The sequence below is a fragment of the Shewanella sp. NKUCC06_TVS genome, assembly GCF_019345515.1.
GTDB lineage: Bacteria > Pseudomonadota > Gammaproteobacteria > Enterobacterales > Shewanellaceae > Shewanella > Shewanella oncorhynchi.
Window position 1 is genome coordinate 32,908 of record NZ_JAHKQX010000025.1, and the last position, 19,961, is coordinate 52,868.

A 19,961-nucleotide genomic window follows, 5' to 3' on the forward strand; every position below is an offset into this window, starting at 1 on the left:
TTAATCGTTCCCCGCAGATACCGAAATTTTATCTATACCAGCCGCTTTGACTTGGTCTAGAACTTTAACAACTAAGCCGTGCATTGCGTCTTTATCAGCCTGAATCAATACCGCAGCTTCAGGAGCTTCAGCCAGCATGCGCTCAACGTTTGCCGTTACACGTTCGATATCAACCTGACGGTTTTCCATCATGATCACGCCTGTTTTACTGACGCCGATAAAGATGTTAGCCGAAGGCTTTGAAGTCGCTTGCGAAGCTTTTGGTTTGTTATAATCCAAACCAGAAGGTTTCACAAATGACGTTGTTACAATGAAGAAGATCAACATGATAAACACGATGTCGAGCATCGGTGTCATATCAATTTGCGCTTCCTCGTCTACACTGGAATGCTTTTTACGTGCCATGTTCAATCTCTCTCTAGTGGTGCGGCATGCTGTCTTTTAGCTTTTCTAAACTGATTTTCATTTTTACATCCAGACGAGTACTAAAGAATACTCCCGATAATGCTGCAACCATCCCCGCCATCGTGGGCATAGTCGCCATTGAAATACCAGCCGCCATTAAACGAGCATTACTCGTCCCCTGAACTGCCATCACATCAAACACTGAAATCATACCGGTTACGGTACCTAACAAACCTATCATAGGACAAATAGCTACTAAGGTTTTAATCATCAGCATACGTGCATTCAAATCTTGCTTCGCTTGGGACAGCCAAGCTTCACGGATACGGTGTGCGTACCAAGAGGTTGTTTCCTCTCTAGCATCCCACGCAGATATGATAGCTTTATGTTGCTTTGGTGATATCCAATTAAGATACCAATAACGCTCAAGCATCAATACCCACATGAAGAACAATACAAACGCAACCAACCAAAGGACGTTTCCTCCAGCGGCCATGAAGCCCCTGACGGAATCCCATATGTCCATCAGGTATAGCATCATTAGTTAGCCCTCTTCTCAGCATGTGCTGCGATAATGCCCGCACTTTGCTCTTCCAAAATTTGGGTGATTGATTTGCTACGCGCAACGAGTATTGCATGTAGTAACATCAGTGGCAGAGCCGCAACAAGACCTTGTACTGTAGTAACCAGAGCCATAGAGATACCACCCGCCATCAGTTTAGGATCGCCAGTACCGAACAGTTGGATACTTTGGAAGGTCGCAATCATACCAGTTACTGTACCTAGTAGACCTAACATTGGGCCGATAGCTGCAATGACTTTCAAAATTGAAATTCGAGCTTCTAATGCAGGCGTTTCTTTCAGAATAGCTTCATCCAGTTTCAACTCTAATGTTTCAACATCAACATCTTTGTTTTCATGGTAAACCTTCAAGATACGACCAAGGGCATTGTTACCTGGGTTATCAACATTCTTAGCTTGGCGTTTAACTTTTGCACCGATAGCTGCCAGCACAATGAAACGCTCAACCGCAATTAATAAACCAATAGCAAGTAATATCAGAATAATATAACCAATGGTACCGCCTGACTCGATACGATCTTCCATGCTAGCTTTGTTCGTAAAGATGTTTAACAGTACGCCACGTGCAGGGTCGATATAGAAAGGTGCTGTACCAGAAGCCGTTTCTTCCCATTTAGCAACAGCGCTAACTTGATAACCTTCAGGTTGTTGAGATAACTGCTGAATTAAACCTAATTCAGGGTTATATACAACGTATTTGCCGTCAGCCGTTAAGTTATAAGCACCAATACGATGAATAGTCGTCGTTTTCACGTTACCATCAATTTCGGTAACAGAACCTTCAAACTTAACCACTTTGCCAGATTGCGCCATTTCAAATAGCTGCTCTTGCCAAAATTGTTCTAACTCTTCAATTTTTGGCAATTGCTTACGGGCACCTAAATCAGCGATAAATTTATCGCGATTTGGGAATTGAGCACTGATGTTAGAGCTTGCCAGTTTACCAGCGAAATCACCGGCTTCACCTTTAACTACACCAAACATTTCACCCAAGTCACCTTGAGCCGTTTTTAGATCTTCTTCTAACTGAGCAATTTTACGCTCGTTATCTAAGAACGCTTGGTTTAAATCTTTACCACGTTGCTTTTCAGCAGCTAACGCATTTTTTTCTTTTTGCAGTAAAGCGGCCTTATCGCCACGCTCTGCTTGGAACTCTTGCTCACGCTTGCTGTTGACTTTACCTTCTGCAGCGCGTTCAACTTTAACTTGTTGCAATAATTGGTCAATTGACTTAGGCGCATCAGCAGCGCTCGCCATACCAGCAGTTAAAGAGAAACTTGCAGCCAACACAGCTGTAGTAATTAACTTCTTCATTATTGTGCAGTCTCCGCAGCTGGAATTGGTAACGCGAATAGATCTAGAGCGCCTTGTTTACGGGCAATGCGGATACCTTTGGTCAGTTCACGCAAATAGCTGTCATCTAACTTATCCCAACCCTTAGATTCTGGGTTGTACATCCAGCCAGTCTTTTGATCTAAACTCTGTGCATAAAGAGCAACACGACCTAAGTTAAAGAAGTCAACCAACACTTCTTTACCATCTAGGTTTAACTTACCTTGGTTAACGGCAACAGCACTACCGTATTCACGCTCAATACTATAAGCATCAAGAATTAGACGGTATTTTTCTGCTAGTGTGACTTCGGCAGTATTAAGAAGTTTTTTCAGTTCATTAACACGATTAGTGCGTATTTCAGAATTAAAAGGTAAATCTAATTGAACAAACTGTTCTAATGACTCAACCATTTTAAACATTAATGGCACAACACCTTGGCGAAGTTTATCAACACCATTGATGTCACCCTGCACTGAATCCATTGTCTTTTGTTGATCAGCGACTAAGCTTGCAACGTAATCGTTATATGATTTCAGTGATTCGCGCTCATCTGCGACAGAACCATACTCAAAAAGCATGTCTTGTGCTTGATCGAAATACTTATCAACGTTCTTTTGCGACGCAGCAGCATCAGCATGGATCATACTATCCGCTTTCTGCACGTCGGTAAGAGGATCTGCAACTACTAAGTTGCTGCTCGCTAATGCCAGCACGCCAACAAGTGCAGTAGCGATTTTTGTTCTATTGCTTACCTTGGACATAGTTCCCAACCAATTTGAAGTGAATAAAAAGGTTTAACTTACCAGCAACATAACGACAAGGCATAAATACTTGCCGAAAAAATTCCTGTAAGTTCGTCTTTCTCTTGTGATTCTTAGTTTTTTCTTCCCTTTCCTACACCCTTACAGGCATAGACCCGCTGGCATCATTTCACAAAATGTTGACCTGTGTCAACATTTCAGACGACTAAAAACTAGTGTAAAGAAGCGTTAATAATGAATTTTTTTACGAAAGGTGTTTTTTTAGGCGAAAATGAATCTTTAGGGTTATTACTTTTTGTTCAAAAAAATAATAATTCAATTTAAATCCTATAAAATCATAACGATAGCTAACGACCAACTTTATGTATCCTGTTTATTAAAATTAACATTTTTTAACATAAAGACGACTCAAATAGATGCTCTTTACTCAAATCCCCCGATAAGATTTACTTAACTTGAACTCAGTGTAAGAACATCAGAACTAAGGGCACAAGTGATAGGATCTTTCGACCTCAAATAACCCCATCACACAGAAGAGCCTTTATACAACAAGTTAGTGGAAGTGTTTTGTGATATCTATGATGTTCCGATGTTGTCATCATAGAATTAGAGAAAACTTCATTAGCTGACGGGACGCACTAATCGCATCGCAATAAATGAGATCATGACCACCATAGTGCTTTCAAAAACGTCTACACAGGCTAATGACTCATTTTTACAAGTTAGCTTTCCCAAATTTACTCAATTACACCCCTTTTCTTGGAGTTTGGAGTAAGGACTAGGATCTATTGCTCATCCGAGAGTGATTTTTAGACAGCATAGCAAGACGTATAATTTGTTTTGCAAAAAAAGCTATTAATCTCAAACTATGCCAAGATTTATGTTAACTGATACCCACTGGGGAAAACTATTTCATTGATGTAATAGAAAGCACAGGCTATATTTATGATAAGCCTAAACATTCAAAGGCATTCTTTATCGCCTTCGACAGTTATCCCTTTGCAAAGTTTCCCCAAAGAGTTCAATCATTGGAGTACAATCTTTAGACAACTTCATTTATGGTAAGAAAAAAGCATACAGGCATATCTATAAAAGCCTTAACTAGCCTTGCTAACACGGAATTAGTCGTTATCGATGGCTCGATATTCCACGCACATTAGTACTGAACTGATGCAACAACACAGAACAATGAGAGCCGAAGTCAAAGTCGAAGCTGTAATTAAACTTATAGCAGTCGATAGCGGAGAATTGCCGATTAAAGTCGAATTATCAGAAGGCCAGAGGCACAATATTACTTATCGCACCCAGCCTCATTGGCACTTGAAGCAGCTAACGGTTTGATACCGAGCTTGCAGATGAAGGTTATGGAAGTGATACTTTTCCGGAATTATCCGCAAATAAAGGCGAGAAAACAGTTATATCCAAAGCGCTACTATAACAATACACCTCAAGTAAAGGTAGAAAGGTGTTTATGTCTATTTGGGCATTGGGTGGAGAAAGCCATTTGAAAAATTACGCCAGCATGGTTCTACTAACGTTTACATTCATGTAGTTACAGATGTATTACTGATATATTGCTAATATATTACTGAGTAATACTTGTACAACTAAGATCAATATCATAATGTCTATCCTAATATCCATGATGAAAACCTCCTGATTCATATGCCAGCTTGAAGTTTGACAGAATACAGAAAATTCTAGTACTAAGGCGTCCAATACATCGCTAATGATAAAGGTTACGAGTCACACATATAAATTGGAATTTTAAATAAAAAGCCTGAATTAACAACTTAACTCTATGTAAAAAAATGCATTTCTAGACATCATTTTGAAAAGGAAACGTACCATGCAAATATATCTCCCGTACTACTAACCACATTTTCCACCATAAGCTCTTTGATACCACGCGGTTCCAAATATTCTCTAAAACTATTCATATCCTCAATACTCCTTGAAGCCGCTACTAACTCAGTTAATCGCAGTCTGTAGACCGCAAGTTGTCTATTCACAAATGCAAGATAATCCATTTTTTTTCCGATAGACCAAAATAAACCATTCTTAAAAAATTCATTAATATAATTTAAAAATTCACTTTCACAGAGTGATTTTTCATCATAAGATGCTAATGAAGAAAGCAGGCGGTTTATTTCCGAACGACTTTTTTCACATTTCTCGCAAGATTTTATTCTAATCAAATCTTGCCTATCAGTCATCCTTCCCATATCAAGAGATATTTTATTCAAAGAAAACATTATACTTTCAATTTCAGGGCGTTCCAAAAAAGAAAGTAGTTTACTGTTATAAAGAACAATAACTGAGTTTTCATGGTGTATTACAGCATGGAATTCCCCATTATCTTTCAAAACCCTAAGAACCTCAGGCATTGAGGTACACATATCTGAGTACTCAATTCCAAACTGGGAGATGACAGTGTCAAACTCACTATCTGAAAATGGTAATAACTCTACAGGCGTATTACCCAACAACTCAATAACCACATTTTTATTTGTATGTGAGTTTGCAAGAGGGACTAGATTTATATCAGCATAGTCCACCCCTTTAACTTCTCCATCAACACTTAATTTACTAAAATAATCTTGAATTAAGAGTGGTAAAGCCCCATTACCTGTTGCTACATCAAGTACTTTAAACCCCATTGAAAATTGACTAAAAACATTTGACCATATATCTTTCAATTGACCAGTATAGTTCTCCTTAAAGTCGGTACCAAAGGATGTAACATGTCCTAATTTCCAATATTCACTCCAATGACTCGTCATTATTCCCCCCTATAAAGATTATCAGAAACTTATGGTAAAACTGCACAACAAAAATTTATCTACTCCCTGACAAAAATTAAAAACAATTGTAATGAAACATAGAGTTTACATTCTTTCACACTACCAAACGTTTAATCTTTAGCACCCAGAATTACATCATTATAAAATTGCAACTCCTGAAATTAAATAAATTTTAAATCAAACTTATTTTCAGCGCGATCGAAGACAACTGCTTTATATAATTAAAAAGCCAGTTCTTAGAACTGGCTTTTATATTAAATCCCAATCAATTTAGAACTTAATTGTGTAGCTAGCACGATATTCACGACCATAGTTGTTATATAGGTCTGCGTTATCATAAGCTCCTTCATTAAGAATCGGATCTTCATCTGTTAGATTATTAACCATTAAAGTGACCGAACCAAAATCTCCAGCATTATATGTATAACTAAGATTATGAATTAACCATGAGTCAAGGTCTCCCTCTGGTACCAACACTAGCCCTGCAGCATCAATAGCTTTATCCTTAGCATATGTACCTGCAGTGTAATTCATATTCCAAGCAAATGTATGATCAGAAACTTTATAAGTTGTAGTGACCACACTCTTATAATCTGGCTGACCTTCCCAACCAGCTGTATTTTGTGCAGTAGCACCACCAATTTGTTCCGAAGTGTAATCAAGAACAAATGAGTTATTCCAATTCACTGAAAATTCACCAATTTGAGTTTCTATATTTCCAGTTAAACCTAGATCTATACCTTCAATTGTTAATTTATCACCATTGGCATAACCAGTACCAACTTTGAGTGTTTTACCTAAAGTTCCATCAGTAGTAGGTGCTCGTTCAACATAAAACGTACTATCTGGGGTCAACTGGCCGTTTGCGATGCCACGCATAACGTTTGTAACACTTCGTTGCGCAATTGCATTGTCAATATCTAAATTAAAATAATCTAACTTAACGGAGAATTGCTCTATTACATCCCAAGCTATACCAAAATTAATATATTGAGAGGTTTCAGCATCCAATTTATCATTCGATGATATATAGGTATCAAACTGTTTTGTAGGACAAGAAGCTGATGCATTTGAAACACAGAATGGGTAGTCTTTTCCGCTTTCAGCACTGAAAGTGTCTGCCGCATTTAATTGATCTAACCTAGGAGCTCTGAATGCTTCAGAATAAGAAGCTCTGACTACTACGTTATCTAATGCTTGCCATCTTACTGATGCTTTTGGAGATAAATTACTACCAAAATCACTATACTTATCGTATCGTGCAGCTAAGTTGACTTCAACACTATCAACTATTGGTAATGCAGCCTCATAGAATGTAGCAAAAACTTGACGATCACCACTTGATGAGTTACCAGCACTACCACCGATTAAACCAGCTTCAGACTGAGCGTCATATACCTCAGAGAAATCCTGAGTAAAGTATTCCATTCCAAAATAATGTGCAACAGCTCCGCCAGGAAGTTCAAATGCATCAAAACCTATGCCACCATTATACTGATGAAATTCAGCACGACTTTGAGTTAAAGTCGTAGCTTTCATGTTTGCAATTCCTTCCTCTGAGCCTAAATCAATACCATTGGCTATATTGTGAGCTAAGCCAGCATAACTTAGATAGTACTCACCAATACTCTTATTATCAGCTTTATTATAGTGATAGTAAAATTCCCAAGAAGCATCGTTTAATGATGGCAGAGTACCACGCAAACCAGTTAAATAATCTTGATTGTAATCATCAACATTACCATCACGAGTTCCAATTCCTACCCAACGCCAGTAACCTGTTGTTTCAACACCATATGGATTATTTGGATTATCCGCAGCCATTTTATTCCATGCTGCTGCAGGTGGTGCATAGCGACCAAATGAGTTGTTTTGGGTGAACATTGTTCTGCCAAACCACTCGACGTCTTCAGCAATCTCATAATTTGCATCAACGTATACAGTATTTCGATCTATTGATGCTTTATTATACGAAACGTTAGCGTTTGCATACATACAGTAAGTCGAACCAGGGCCCCAATCATCATCTGCTGCAACTTTCTTAAACACATCTGAGCCATATTGAGCGGCTAAATCATCACATAATGGCGATGCTTGAGCTTCTGAAAAATCTGGTGACGCAACAGTCGCACCATATATACTCCAACCAATAGTATCAGTGTATGCTTGAATGATTCCGTCGCCATTATTATCTGTCATACTTGCAGCTGTGTACGGACGATCAGCATCAGAAATACCTTTACGGTCTTGATGGTCAAAAGCGAACGTTATGTTACCTTTATCCATCTGATAACCAGCAACCACAGAAAATTCTTTGCTAGTTTGGCCACCATCAGCCTCACGCGAACCGCTTCCAACATTGAATTCAATACCTTGGTAGTTCTTCTTCATGATGATGTTAACTACACCAGCAATAGCATCAGAACCATAAGTAGAAGAAGCACCATCAGTTAAAATTTCAATACGCTCAACAGCAGCCATTGGAATTGCGTTTAAATTTGCGGAACCACCACCTAAAGTAGGAGAACCAGGAAAACGTTTACCGTCAATAAGAACAAGAGTTCTATCCGATCCTGCACCACGTAAATCTATTGTTGCTTGAGATTGAGCTGAACTACCTGATCTTTCAGAGAAAGAACCGAAAGTATTCAAATTACTATTACGCAAAGCATCTGCAACAGTAAGGTTTCCTTCCATTTTCATATCTTCTGATGAAATGGTTGTTACAGGTGAAGCACCTTCTAAATCGCTACGTTTGATGCGTGAACCGGTAACCTCAATACGCTCAACTTTTGCACCATCTTCAGCAGCCAAGACCGCTGGAGCATTTAATGTCGCAGCAGCCAAGCCGCCAAGCAGAGCATAACGTACTGAATTAGATAATAAATTGTTCTTATACATTGTCTATCTCCCTTGATAAATCATGTTTTTCTTATATTCTGCATCTACATTTATGCATAGATAGCGTAAATTGCTCTATCGCAACCTTAGTTGCTAACACGTCAATTTCAAGAGCAATAAAATCACATATAAAACACTAAATCAACAAATAACAAACAAATAACACATTATCACCCCAACAAAGATACATGAGGATGCGTGATTGATGATTATTTATACAGAAAGTGATTTTAGGGAATGGAGATAGCACAACTTACGTCATAATTGACGTGAGCTTGGTTGTAAGGAGAGAAAATGCTATTTAACACGACCTTATTGAGTTTAATAACCTTTTTAAATGAAAAAGCCCAAAGTTTTACACTTTGGGCTTTGAAGCAACACTTACAACTAGCACAATTCTAAACAATTAAACTATTGTAATAAACAAGGCAGAACTTAAAGTGTGTAACGGATACCAATTGCAACACCGTCAGATTCTGAAAGCGCCATTCTAGCTTCTTGTTCTTTATCTGCACTGGTAAAATCGCTGTAATCTTTACGTGCTTCTACGTAAAGCACTGTGTTTGGGTCCCATACAAAGTGCAAACCAACCACGACAAACTGACGTTTGAACTCATCGTTAGGATCGGCATTAAAGTTAGGTTGAATGACATAGTCTTTACCGGCATCAAGCACGTTGTAAGAAATGAATGGGCGTAATCCATTGTCAAACTTGTAAGAAACTAAACTTTCAATACCATAGGCGTCTTTAATCAAACGACCAATATTGTCTGTGTCATGATTTTCTTGTCTGTTAACGTTTGCAGCAGCGTATAAGCCATTGCTATCGAAGTTACCCCAAGTGATACCAGCACCGTAGATAAGATCAACCGCAGTGGTTTGTTCGCCATTACCAAAACTCACATCAAACTCACCGCGGTTAACACCCGCAGTTAAGGTCAGCATATCAGTGGCTTTATAAGTCAGCGCGCCACCATAAGTATAATTGTATTCTACTTGTTGAGCCGCTTTATCACCGCTTTCCCAGTTCGCTTGACACTGAGCTTGTGAAATATCATCCGTTGTATCACAGGTATAGAAGCTGCTGTTTTTCAACTGAGCTTGAACTGCAAAGCTTACATCGCCAAATGCATTGCGATATTGAACTGTTTTATCACCACGACCAACACCGTTTACCGCGCCATCATCTTTATTATAAGTGTAAACACCTGCAGTGTTACCGTCCCACACAAAACCATAGTTAGTGTTGTAAACGACATCGTACCAAGCGCCCCACTGCTTACCAATAGTCAGTGTTCCGTAAGTGTCATGGGACAGACCAGCGTAACCTAAACGGTTATAAAAGAACTCTTCTTGAACAGATTCGAAGCGATTGTTATAGACGATGTCACTACTACCAACAGGATTCACACCCCATTCCAATTTAGCAAATGCTTTCCAACCGTCAGTCAACTCACGATTAAAACCAAAATTAATGCGAGATGCGCCGTTAACAACCTCTGTTTCCCCTTGAGTGTTGATCACGCGTGCATCAATAAAACCACCGATTTCTACGGCATTTTTATTATCTTTATAGATCTCGATAGCTGAGACTGATGGAACTAAAAAAATTGCTGCAAGCGCAGTTGCTACTAACGTCTTGTTCATTTGGTGCTTAACCTTTTTTGTTTATGTTCTGTCAACGTCATTCCGTTGTTATATTTCCTTACAATTTCCTCTTAAAGGGTAGCAAACTTTCAATATTCCCTCAAAGCTAAACCTAAAGAATATGTCGATTAACATCACAAAAACAAACCAGTTAACCTCTACAAAACAGGTTAAAACGCTACATTCGCCACCCTGCGCAACACATAAAGAACATTAAAAACACTATATTAACAGCAACTGCTTTGATGCAATATCCATGTAGTTTAGTTTCATTATCGAAAAAACAGGCTCGGCAATAGGGCCAATTTGCTTATCAATGTAGTATTGGTAATCAATTGGTGACGTTCTGTACAGTAAGGGTTCCGGTCCATTTACAGTAATCAGATAATCAATCTGCGCCCCACGCTTGCCAAAAGAGGCATCTCCTGTTAAGTCGCATAATTGTTGAGCGACTTTAACATGGGGAGAAGATTTAGCCGTGTAATCTTCAATATTGCGTCGCATACGTTTGCGAAATACCAAATCATCGTCCAACTCACCATCAAGCAGCTTTTCAAACACACTGGCCAAATAAACACTGATATCCCTTTGGTTAAACATCCGTTCATAGAGTGACTCTTGAACTTTGCGCGCTAAAGGGCTCCAATCACTGCGCACTTGCTCCATACCTTTAAAAGTAAGCTCAAGTTCATCGCTCGCATTGCGCCACGCGCCAACATAACGTTTTTTACTGCCTTCTAACGACCCCCTTAAGGTCGGCATAAAAAACTGCTCATAGTGGCGTTCAAACTGTAACTCGAGAAAACTCTCAACTTGATGATCTTCAGCGATCTTAGCCTGCCACTTAGCATTAATTTCCCGCGCCAGAGTGTTACCTAAGGCGTTAAGGTCTGAGAGATCAGGCTCGCTGCCAAGCCAGACAAAGGTCGAATCCGTATCGCCGTAAATCACTTGATAGCCCATCTCTTCTATCCATGCGCGGGTTTGTTTCATGATTTGATGGCCACGCATAGTGATCGAACTTGCTAACTTTGCATCGTGGAAAACACAACCTTGAGAACCTAAAACCCCATACAACGAGTTCATGATAATTTTTATCGCTTGGGATAAAGGCGCATTGTGCTCACTTTTGGCCTTTTCGCGCTGCTCAGATAATGTTTGGATAAGCTTAGGTAAAATGGGCTGTTGCCGACTGAAACGGCCACCGAGAAACCCCGCAACACAGTCAGACTCGGGCAATTGCAAACCTTCAATTAATCCCTTAGGGTCAATAAAAAAAGTACGAATAATGGAGGGATATAGACTTTTAAAATCGAACACTAAAATATGCTTATAAAGTCCCGGTACAGAATCCATCACATAGCCACCGGGGCTTTCGATCCCATCACTCGCAGGAGCATCGGGAGCGACGTAACCTGCTCGATGTAGATGCGGTAAATACAAATGATTAAATGCCGCCACCGAAGCCCCAACCCGCCCCAACTCTAAACCTGTTAGTTCAGCTCGCGCGAGGGCGAACTCCCATAATTGAGTATGACTAAAAATATCCCACACCAGACGGCTGTCAGTAAGATTGTAATGTGCTAATGCTTGTTTATTGGCCTTAAACAACTGATCAATTTCTTCAACGCGATTATCCACGTTATGAATGGCCTTGCCTTCACCCAATAATTTCCGTGACACAAATTCCAACGAGAACCGCTCAAAATGATAGAAAGCGGCTTTGAGCCAATCGATACCATCGAGTACCACACGGCCCGGTAAAACTAAGGTTTCTGGGCGAAATTTATTATCGACTTTCCACTCAAGCTTTGCCCCTCCGCGGCCAATGGTGAGCGGAATACGGTGTAATAATGCACGGCGTGACAAGAGTGCGAGGTCAAAACTCACCACTGACCAACCTATGACAAAGTCAGGATCAAACTCATGGAACCACGCGATTAATCGATGAATGAGTGCAGCCTCATCGGCCACCCATTCAATATATTCGGGAGAGTTTGATTCAGCCTCACCCACCATAATCACTTTTTCATAAGTCTGCTTGAGGCTATCTTGCTCACCGTCTCGGCCACTGTCTTGACCATATAGTGCAACTGAATAGAGTAAACCCTCAAAGCTACATTCAAAATCCAGTGAGATACAGCGCAAATGTACAGCCGTTAAAGGGGCAATACTCTTAGCCCGCTCGGCGATAAACACGGGCAGCGAGTTAGCCTCAAGACTGTCGCTAGTCGGCGCGTGTATGTTACTCGTCGCAGAGAAATGCCCTAAAAATGCCACATCCAGCGCCACAAACCGCTCGATTAAATAACGCTGTTCGGGGCGAATGTCGGCTTCAAATAAAGGGATATCGGCATCTTTAGCGATGCGCTGTAAGGTACGTAAACTATTGCTAGATTTAGCATAAACACCACTAACCGCGCCACCTTTAAAGCTTTTGAGTGCTAACGGTACAAACCGCAATGCTTGACCCGGCGTTTGCAACTGCAAAGCCGTGACATCAGTTTGATGACAAAAACAAATGTGTTCAGTGCCTTGCACTTCCACCAGCACAGGGCCTTGGGCGGTAGCCAGATAATACTGCAACACTAAACTCCCATGACGATGAATCGCATGGCGTGTTAAGACTCGACCTTGTACACTAACGGCCGCGGTAGCCTCTGACTTCATCGCATGGGTTCCCAAATCGCATAGCTAGTCAATTTAAATGCCGCCAAATGGCAGAAAAGTTTCTTAGGCTATGCAATCACTGTTATTATGTACAGCATTAATTCGATAAAGTAGTGACGCATGTTACCTGACAATGTAAAAACCCAGATCCGCGCCATCTATAAGGATATCGCTACCGCCTTGCCTAATTTTAGGCCGCGCCGCGAACAAAACTATATGGTGGCGGAAATCTCTAAGACCCTCGCCGGCGACTATGATAAAGATAGGCGCATCATAGTGGTCGAAGCAGGCACTGGGATCGGTAAATCATTGTCTTACATCCTCGGTACCATTCCACTGGCATTAGCGAGTAAGAAAAAGGTCTGCATCGCTACCGCAACCGTCGCTTTGCAGGAGCAATTACTGCATAAAGATTTACCCTTTTTTCTTGAGCAATCTGGCTTAAATTTCCGTTTTGGCTTAGTTAAAGGTCGACAACGTTATGTATGTCTATCGAAACTGGCAATGCTCATCGGTGACGACAACAGTACACAAATGGCCATGTGGCAAACTAAACCTGACAATAGCCAAGTAGCTATGATGCATGGCCTGTTAAAAGACTATAACGAAGGTCGCTGGAACGGTGAAATAGATACCTTAGCCGTGCCGCTGCCCGATCACCTGTGGCAACAAATCGCCTGCGACAAACACAGCTGTCATCGTCAAGTCGCCAGCCACAGAAATTGCCCGTTCCATAAAGCCCGTGAAGATGTCGATACCTGGGATGTACTCATCGCCAACCACAGCTTGTTATTCGCCGACTTAGAGCTAGGTGGCGGCGTGATTCTGCCCGATCCAGAAGACGTATTTTATGTTATCGATGAGGCACATCACTTACCGATTGTGGCGCGGGATTTCTCCAGTGCACAGGCCACGCTGAGGGGCGCATGCGACTGGCTCGAAAAAATTGGTAAAACCTGCGCCAAGTTACAAAACCAAATAAAGAGCAACAATATCATTGCCCCCGCGCAGGCGATGCAAGATCATTTAGGCGATCTTATCGCCCAGCTCAATCAAGTGGCCCACTATTGCGATACCCAGACCAAACACTTTGCCAATCCTGAAAACCGTCTGCGTTTTGAGCACGGCAAACTGCCGGACTCATTACTCATTCTGGCTGAAAACCTTGCAGTGACCTCTAATCTTGCCCTCAAGCAGTTTAATAAAATGCTGTCACTGCTGGCAGAGGCGATTAAAGATGGCGACATTCCTAAACATCAATCCGAAGCACTATTAGCCGAAACCGGATTTATGCTGCAAAGGCTCGAAAACCTGCAGAAATTGTGGAGGATGATGGCCAAGGAAGATAAGCACAAAGGCGCACCTATGGCGCGCTGGGTCGAACTCATCACAGGTAAACAAGTGGATTATCTGTTTAGCGCTTCACCTATCGAAGTCGGCTTTATGCTGGAATCCATGCTGTGGCAAAAGGCCGCGGGCGTGGTCTTATGTAGCGCCACGCTACGCGCACTCAATAACTTTGACCATTTCGTGCATCAAGTAGGTTTGTCACTAAACGATGGCAGTCGTTATTTAGCCTTACAATCGCCCTTCGATTACCCCAATAATGCGACACTTTATTTACCCAAAATGCGCACTGAGCCGACGGACGATGCCTATACGGCTGAACTTGCCGAACAAATCATCACCCTTATTGAAGGCGAAATGGCAACCTTAGTGCTATTCGCCTCCTACTGGCAGATGGAAAAAGTGGTTGAATTACTTGAAGGCAAACTCACCACTGAGCTACTTATCCAAGGCAATGCGCCACGGCAACAATTGTTAGAAAATCATAAAGCTAAATGCGATAAGGGCGAACCAAGCATCTTGTTTGGCACCGGCAGTTTCTCTGAAGGTCTCGACTTGCCCGGCGATTATCTGACGAACTTGATCGTCACTAAACTGCCCTTTGCCGTGCCAACCTCGCCCGTTGAGCAAGCGCACGCAGAATATGTCAAAGTCAAAGGCGGTAATCCCTTCTTACAACTGACGATCCCAGATGCTTCACGTAAGCTTATTCAAAGTTGTGGTAGATTACTGCGTAAAGAGCAAGATTATGGCCGAGTGACCATTTTAGATAGGCGGTTAGTCACTAAACGCTATGGCAAGTCCTTACTGGATGCCTTACCGCCCTTTAGACGTGTTATAGAGTAGGATTAAAATTTGGAGTTGTTACTCGAGCCCAGTCATTGGGCCCTGTTGGCAGTCATAGGTCTTATCGCTGGATTCATTGATGCCGTCGTGGGTGGCGGTGGCCTATTGTCGATCCCCGCACTGTTAACCTTAGGCATTGCGCCGCATACCGTATTAGGCACCAATAAGTTAGCCGCAAGCTTTGGCTCTTTTATGGCGGCTTGGACCTATTATCGCAAGCACCTCTTTAAACCCTCGTTTTGGTACATGGCTTTTATCGCCACCTTTATCGGCGCGGTATTGGGCTGTTTTTTAGTCTATTTAGTCGATACTCAATGGCTCGAAAAAGTCCTGCCGCTGCTGATCATTGGCATCGCCATTTACAGTTTAGTCAGTCCCAATGCGATGTCAGACGTTAACTGCCAAGTACCAACCAGCAAGCCGCCAGCCAAGCAACAATGGCTACAGGGACTGGCTTTAGGCACTTATGATGGTTTTGCAGGCCCAGGCATTGGCGCATTTTGGACCGTCACATCTGGCTCTTTGTATAAACTGCCTTTACTGCACAGTTGTGGCCTTGCCCGTGCGATGACTTTTACCAGCAACTTGACCGCACTGACTATCTTTGGCTGGCTTGGACAGGTACAGTGGCAAATAGGTCTGTGGATGGGATTGTGCATGATGTTAGGCTCATTTATCGGCGCCCGCTGTGCGATTAAATTTGGTATGCCCTTTATCCGTCCACTGTTTATTTTGATCGTGCTAATGATTGCAGCGAATTTGGCATGGAGCGCATGGTTGTGAACACCCAACAATTAATGGTGATGCTGAAGAATCAGCTTAAAGCCTTAGAACAAGAAGTGCTGCAACACGATAATCGACTCGCGCCGCCGCAGCGTAAACTCCTGCAAGAAACAGAGCGTTTTAATCACTCGCTGTTTGTCCAACACGGCGCCCAACTCGGCCCCTGTATTGAACAAATTCGTAGCAGTATTATGCAGCTCGAAAAACAAATTAAGCTTAAACTCGCCCCCCAGACCATTGCCCTGAGCTGTGAGCGGATCCAAGATAGATTTACCGCAGTCAAACGAGCCTTGCTGACCACTTCTATCGACATTAAGTCTAAAACTCAGCAGCGTGCCAGTAGCCGTGCCCGTTTTGCACAGCGCCAGAATCAGTCTCACCAAGCCAGTGGTTTCGATTGGATCGCCAATAACGTGATGCAAAATAGTCATGAGATCTACGAAGAATTGAACAAACATCTTAATTGGGCGAAAAAATTTGAACAAAAAATTGAAGAAATGGAATCAAAACTTGAAAACTGTCATAGTGCTGACAAAATAAAATTGCAAAATGACATCCTTTTGATGCATCGTCGTCTAGGAAAATGCAGGCAAGCTATTAGTTATATAGAAGATCGCATTCAAATATTCGAACGCCCGTATCAGAGTAATAACCGTTAAGGAGTAACAATGAAATCACTTTTGCCAATTAGCAGCCTGCTAGTATTACTCGGATCTGCCTCAGCCTTCGCTGCAGATCTGAACATTCCTATGTCATTTGAGTACCTTGCTCTTGATGGTAAAAAAGTCGAGTCGAGCGTATTCAACCATAAAAGCAGCTTAGAATTGGCCCCCGGCACTCACAAAATCGCCATTCGTTACCATGAAATGGTAGAGGATGATTTTAGTGACAGCCAAACCTTTGTTAAATCAGCTCCTTTCATCGTTACTTTAGATGTTGATGGCGACCATCAATATTACCTGCAAGCGGCCGAAGGTGAAGTCGTTAAAAAGCCTAAAGTTTACGCGCAAAACCCACAAATCAAATTAACCCGTAGTGACAAAGGCAACGTCAATTACCAAGTGGTGAATACCAATTTAGAAGAAGAAAGCTTCGTCTCTCGCCTTTTCAGTGGTAATCAAGCCGTTGACGTATCCGGTACTGCCGCAGCAGCAACCGGTGCCGCAGGTGCAGTAGTAGCCGTTGCTCCAGCACCCGTGACAACATCGGCGACCGTTAACGCAACATCACTCACCGCCCCCGTAGACACCTCTAAAGCAGCAGGAGCCAACCCACAACAAATGTTGCAATACTGGTGGCTACAAGCGGATGAAAAAACCCGTAAAGAATTTATGAGCTGGGCAATTTCACAGCTATAACAACTTGCGATAACGAGGTTTAGTCAATATTGACTCTGATCCCACTGGTTTATCACGCCAGCTATTCCAAGCTGGCGCTTCCTCCCCATCACAGATTTCCCACCACTAAATACGCACATTTACGGCAGTACTTACTCGATAACCACATTGCCACGACTGCACAGTTCCACACGCCAACGGCCATGACTGCAGAAGATGTAATGCAAGTGCATCAACGCGAATATGTAGAGCAATTTATCGCGGGTACCTTGCCAACAGCGGCGCTTAGACGGATTGGTTTCCCATGGAGTGAAGCCTTAGTTGAGCGTACCTTGCATTCTGTGGCTGGCACCACACTCACAGCTTCATTAGCCATAAATCAGGGTATTGCCCTGCATCTCACGGGTGGCTACCATCACGCCCATTACGATTTTGGCAGCGGCTATTGTATTTTCAACGACCTTATCCTTGCGGCCAGAAATGCCATCGTGAGCCAGCAAATACACAAGGTACTGATTTTTGATTGCGATGTGCATCAAGGTGATGGCAGTGCAACCCTTAGCCACCAATATCAAGGGATCATCAGTTGCTCGATTCACTGCAAAGAGAATTTCCCGAGTCGTAAGCAGTATTCCCACCATGATATTGAACTAACCAAAGGCAGCGATGACAATCTGTATCTCGAAACCGTGGAGCAGACACTCGCCCTCCTTATCCGAATCCATCAACCAGATCTGATTCTTTATGATGCTGGGGTCGATATTCATCAAAATGACGATCTTGGCTTGCTCAATATCAGCCAAGAAGGACTGTTCAGACGGGATTTAACTGTGTTATCAATGGCAAAATCGGAAAATATTCCAATTGCAGCCGTGATAGGCGGCGGCTACAGCAGAGACGCACTACAATTAAGCCAAAGACACAGCCAACTTTTTATTGCGGCAAATCATTTGTGGTAGCAAACTCAATGAAAACCGTCATGGAGCATAACAATGCAACTCGAAATCCGTAATTACTACGAAGTTCTTTTAATGGAAATATTGTCAGATGAAGGACTTATGGACGAACTTCCTGAGGACTATCTCGCCGACTTATGTTGCGTGACCTTAAATCAACTGCCAGTGCGCTACATACGCCACCTCGTCGATACTTACTTCTTTGAAGACTATAACGAGCTACAGGAATTAAAGCGTGAGATCCAAACCGCACTCGAAAAGTCCCGCGCTTTTCTTAAACAAAATCTGCAAAAAAGATTACAGGAAGAAGCCGAAGCCAATCGTTGATTTCGTTAAAGGTTACTGTTGAGAGCATTTTTAGCCGTTGTAGTGGCAAGAAAAGAGGCAGGCAATGGATTATCTCATTGTGCAGAAATATTAACGCTATAAATGATTAACAGCAGAAAACGGAAATAGTCTGTAAGCTAAAATATTGAATGATATAAATTGAGTAGATATAAAGAGGTACAACGGAAATAAACAGAGGAACTGTTGAATTGGAGGTTCCCCTAGAGCCGACACCCCGGCACACGAGTCGCTTGCTGCGGTTGCTCCCTTCCGGGCCTGGCCGAGTTCACAAGTTATCATTGCGGGGGGACCCTAGGGTCACCATAACTTCGAACATTACTTTGAATGACATAAACCAAAGCATTGCTTGAACGCGAAGGATTATCCCCCATGGACCCTATGGGATCAAGCGCTAATCGATAAGATCTCTTAATATCCCACCTAACTGCACAATCTATAAGCAAATGGAGTGATTGAAATGATAAAAGCCTGCAAATGCAGACTTTTATATATGTTTTACTGAATCTCTTATCATAAAAATCAGCAGGCTACACCGCAATCATCGCCAAAGGTGGTTACAACTTGATCAAATGGCGATTTTGCTCAATTATCTTAGCCCCAACACCAGAGACATTCGCTAAGTCATCTATGGCATTGAACTTACCATTTTTAGTGCGATAGTCGACAATCGCTTGAGCCTTTGCGGCACCAATCCCTTTGAGTACGAGTAACTGCTCGGCTGAAGCGGTATTGATGTTGACTTGAGCGGCATCTGGCATAGATTTTTTCGCATCAGATGCCATTTCACCCGCTTCAGTTTTAGCCTGTACTTTCACGGCGGCCTTGGTTGGGGTTTCTGTTGCGATTGCTGGGCTTGCCAAAAAAGCCGTTAATGCTATGGCACTCATAAAAGCAGGTATACGATTTGTGGTTTTCATAACAATTCCTCTATTCCATGATTTGCGGCCTTTCGTCCTACTTCCGTGGCCTCAAATCAAAAATAGTCTAAGCTGTCCCGAAATACCAAATCGGCGTCATAAATATTCACTATCGCTAAACTTCTGTCTTCGGCTCAATGAGCCAGTGCTTGACTATGATAAAAAGATGCAAAAAGCATCCTTTTATCATTCAAATAACTAGCGGTCTTTAAAATAACCTGAGATCGGTTTAACAAGCCATAACTGTAATAGCATTAAACTCTGCGTTAGTGATGTTCAGTTGTGGCTTATTGTCTTTCAATTGATAGGCGATGAGTCCCGC

The 19,961-nt window shown here is 42.0% G+C and carries 15 protein-coding genes, 1 other RNA gene and 2 pseudogenes; 7 read left to right on the forward strand and 11 right to left on the reverse strand.

Translation table 11 applies throughout. From position 1 onward, the window contains the following. The 4 genes from KO531_RS21080 to KO531_RS21095 are packed head-to-tail and all read right to left on the reverse strand — an operon-like array spanning position 1 to position 3,083. Positions 1–405, reverse strand: coding sequence for a biopolymer transporter ExbD (locus KO531_RS21080; protein WP_037428129.1), 405 nt, complete (start codon positions 403–405; stop codon positions 1–3). A gap of 13 nt (positions 406–418) precedes the next feature. Then, on the reverse strand, positions 419–946 hold the full coding sequence (locus KO531_RS21085) for a MotA/TolQ/ExbB proton channel family protein (RefSeq protein ID WP_113938836.1): 528 nt from the start codon (positions 944–946) through the stop codon (positions 419–421). Next, entirely contained in the window at positions 946–2,301 is a 1,356-nt protein-coding gene (locus tag KO531_RS21090) for a MotA/TolQ/ExbB proton channel family protein (RefSeq protein WP_113938837.1), read from the reverse strand. Before KO531_RS21090 ends, KO531_RS21085 begins: the two co-directional genes overlap by 1 nt. Then, the gene (locus KO531_RS21095; RefSeq protein WP_113938838.1) at positions 2,301–3,083 is read right to left on the reverse strand and encodes a DUF3450 domain-containing protein; all 783 of its coding nucleotides are present in this window, start codon (positions 3,081–3,083) and stop codon (positions 2,301–2,303) included. The genes KO531_RS21090 and KO531_RS21095 overlap by 1 nt, the downstream gene beginning before the upstream one ends. An 868-nt stretch (positions 3,084–3,951) precedes the next feature. Between KO531_RS21095 and KO531_RS21100 the strand changes: the two are divergent. Beyond that, positions 3,952–4,635, forward strand: a pseudogene (locus KO531_RS21100) (IS5/IS1182 family transposase). A gap of 274 nt (positions 4,636–4,909) precedes the next feature. On the opposite strand, the gene KO531_RS21105 reads toward KO531_RS21100, so the two are convergent. The 4 genes from KO531_RS21105 to KO531_RS21120 form a co-directional block, all read right to left on the reverse strand. After that, positions 4,910–5,866 (reverse strand): class I SAM-dependent methyltransferase, encoded by a 957-nt coding sequence (locus tag KO531_RS21105; protein ID WP_219252165.1) that lies wholly within the window; start codon positions 5,864–5,866, stop codon positions 4,910–4,912. 291 nt (positions 5,867–6,157) lie between these two features. Further along, positions 6,158–8,788, reverse strand: a complete 2,631-nt coding sequence (locus KO531_RS21110) for a TonB-dependent receptor (RefSeq protein ID WP_168823670.1) — start codon at positions 8,786–8,788, stop codon at positions 6,158–6,160. 435 nt (positions 8,789–9,223) lie between these two features. Continuing rightward, positions 9,224–10,435, reverse strand: a complete 1,212-nt coding sequence (locus KO531_RS21115; RefSeq protein WP_028760445.1) for a porin — start codon at positions 10,433–10,435, stop codon at positions 9,224–9,226. 222 nt (positions 10,436–10,657) lie between these two features. After that, positions 10,658–13,105, reverse strand: coding sequence for a DNA polymerase II (locus KO531_RS21120; protein ID WP_219252166.1), 2,448 nt, complete (start codon positions 13,103–13,105; stop codon positions 10,658–10,660). A gap of 120 nt (positions 13,106–13,225) precedes the next feature. Between KO531_RS21120 and dinG the strand changes: the two genes are divergently transcribed. From dinG to KO531_RS21150, 6 genes are read left to right on the forward strand one after another with little or no spacing between them, the layout of a single operon-like run. Beyond that, positions 13,226–15,298, forward strand: coding sequence for an ATP-dependent DNA helicase DinG (dinG, locus tag KO531_RS21125; protein ID WP_219252167.1), 2,073 nt, complete (start codon positions 13,226–13,228; stop codon positions 15,296–15,298). A gap of 9 nt (positions 15,299–15,307) precedes the next feature. After that, complete coding sequence (locus tag KO531_RS21130) at positions 15,308–16,081, forward strand: TSUP family transporter (RefSeq protein ID WP_219252168.1); 774 nt, start codon at positions 15,308–15,310, stop codon at positions 16,079–16,081. After that, on the forward strand, positions 16,078–16,740 hold the full coding sequence (locus KO531_RS21135) for a primosomal replication protein (RefSeq protein ID WP_105253146.1): 663 nt from the start codon (positions 16,078–16,080) through the stop codon (positions 16,738–16,740). Before KO531_RS21130 ends, KO531_RS21135 begins: the two co-directional genes overlap by 4 nt. A 9-nt stretch (positions 16,741–16,749) precedes the next feature. Beyond that, positions 16,750–17,439 (forward strand): DUF2057 domain-containing protein, encoded by a 690-nt coding sequence (locus tag KO531_RS21140; protein ID WP_131524308.1) that lies wholly within the window; start codon positions 16,750–16,752, stop codon positions 17,437–17,439. 29 nt (positions 17,440–17,468) lie between these two features. Then, complete coding sequence (locus KO531_RS21145) at positions 17,469–18,377, forward strand: histone deacetylase (protein WP_219252169.1); 909 nt, start codon at positions 17,469–17,471, stop codon at positions 18,375–18,377. Between the two features lie 33 nt (positions 18,378–18,410). Then, a complete protein-coding gene (locus KO531_RS21150; RefSeq protein ID WP_028760452.1) occupies positions 18,411–18,701 on the forward strand; it encodes a late competence development ComFB family protein in 291 nt (96 codons plus the stop codon). Positions 18,702–18,919: 218 nt separating this feature from the next. On the opposite strand, the gene ffs is transcribed toward KO531_RS21150, so the two are convergent. From ffs to KO531_RS21165, 3 genes and pseudogenes are all read right to left on the reverse strand, one after another. Further along, an RNA gene (gene ffs / locus KO531_RS21155) (signal recognition particle sRNA small type) lies at positions 18,920–19,017 on the reverse strand. Positions 19,018–19,276: 259 nt separating this feature from the next. After that, on the reverse strand, positions 19,277–19,639 hold the full coding sequence (locus KO531_RS21160; RefSeq protein ID WP_105252925.1) for a ComEA family DNA-binding protein: 363 nt from the start codon (positions 19,637–19,639) through the stop codon (positions 19,277–19,279). Positions 19,640–19,868: 229 nt separating this feature from the next. Next, positions 19,869–19,961 (reverse strand): annotated as a pseudogene (locus KO531_RS21165) (IS982 family transposase); the annotation flags it as partial.

Bases quoted from the DNA above. Each gene is read 5' to 3' on its own strand.
- KO531_RS21080 (WP_037428129.1), bottom strand. From the start codon at position 405: ATGGCACGTAAAAAGCATTCCAGTGTAGACGAGGAAGCGCAAATTGAT.
- KO531_RS21085 (WP_113938836.1), bottom strand. From the start codon at position 946: ATGATGCTATACCTGATGGACATATGGGATTCCGTCAGGGGCTTCATG.
- KO531_RS21090 (WP_113938837.1), bottom strand. From the start codon at position 2,301: ATGAAGAAGTTAATTACTACAGCTGTGTTGGCTGCAAGTTTCTCTTTA.
- KO531_RS21095 (WP_113938838.1), bottom strand. From the start codon at position 3,083: ATGTCCAAGGTAAGCAATAGAACAAAAATCGCTACTGCACTTGTTGGC.
- KO531_RS21105 (WP_219252165.1), bottom strand. From the start codon at position 5,866: ATGACGAGTCATTGGAGTGAATATTGGAAATTAGGACATGTTACATCC.
- KO531_RS21110 (WP_168823670.1), bottom strand. From the start codon at position 8,788: ATGTATAAGAACAATTTATTATCTAATTCAGTACGTTATGCTCTGCTT.
- KO531_RS21115 (WP_028760445.1), bottom strand. From the start codon at position 10,435: ATGAACAAGACGTTAGTAGCAACTGCGCTTGCAGCAATTTTTTTAGTT.
- KO531_RS21120 (WP_219252166.1), bottom strand. From the start codon at position 13,105: ATGAAGTCAGAGGCTACCGCGGCCGTTAGTGTACAAGGTCGAGTCTTA.
- dinG (WP_219252167.1), top strand. From the start codon at position 13,226: ATGTTACCTGACAATGTAAAAACCCAGATCCGCGCCATCTATAAGGAT.
- KO531_RS21140 (WP_131524308.1), top strand. From the start codon at position 16,750: ATGAAATCACTTTTGCCAATTAGCAGCCTGCTAGTATTACTCGGATCT.
- KO531_RS21150 (WP_028760452.1), top strand. From the start codon at position 18,411: ATGCAACTCGAAATCCGTAATTACTACGAAGTTCTTTTAATGGAAATA.
- KO531_RS21160 (WP_105252925.1), bottom strand. From the start codon at position 19,639: ATGAAAACCACAAATCGTATACCTGCTTTTATGAGTGCCATAGCATTA.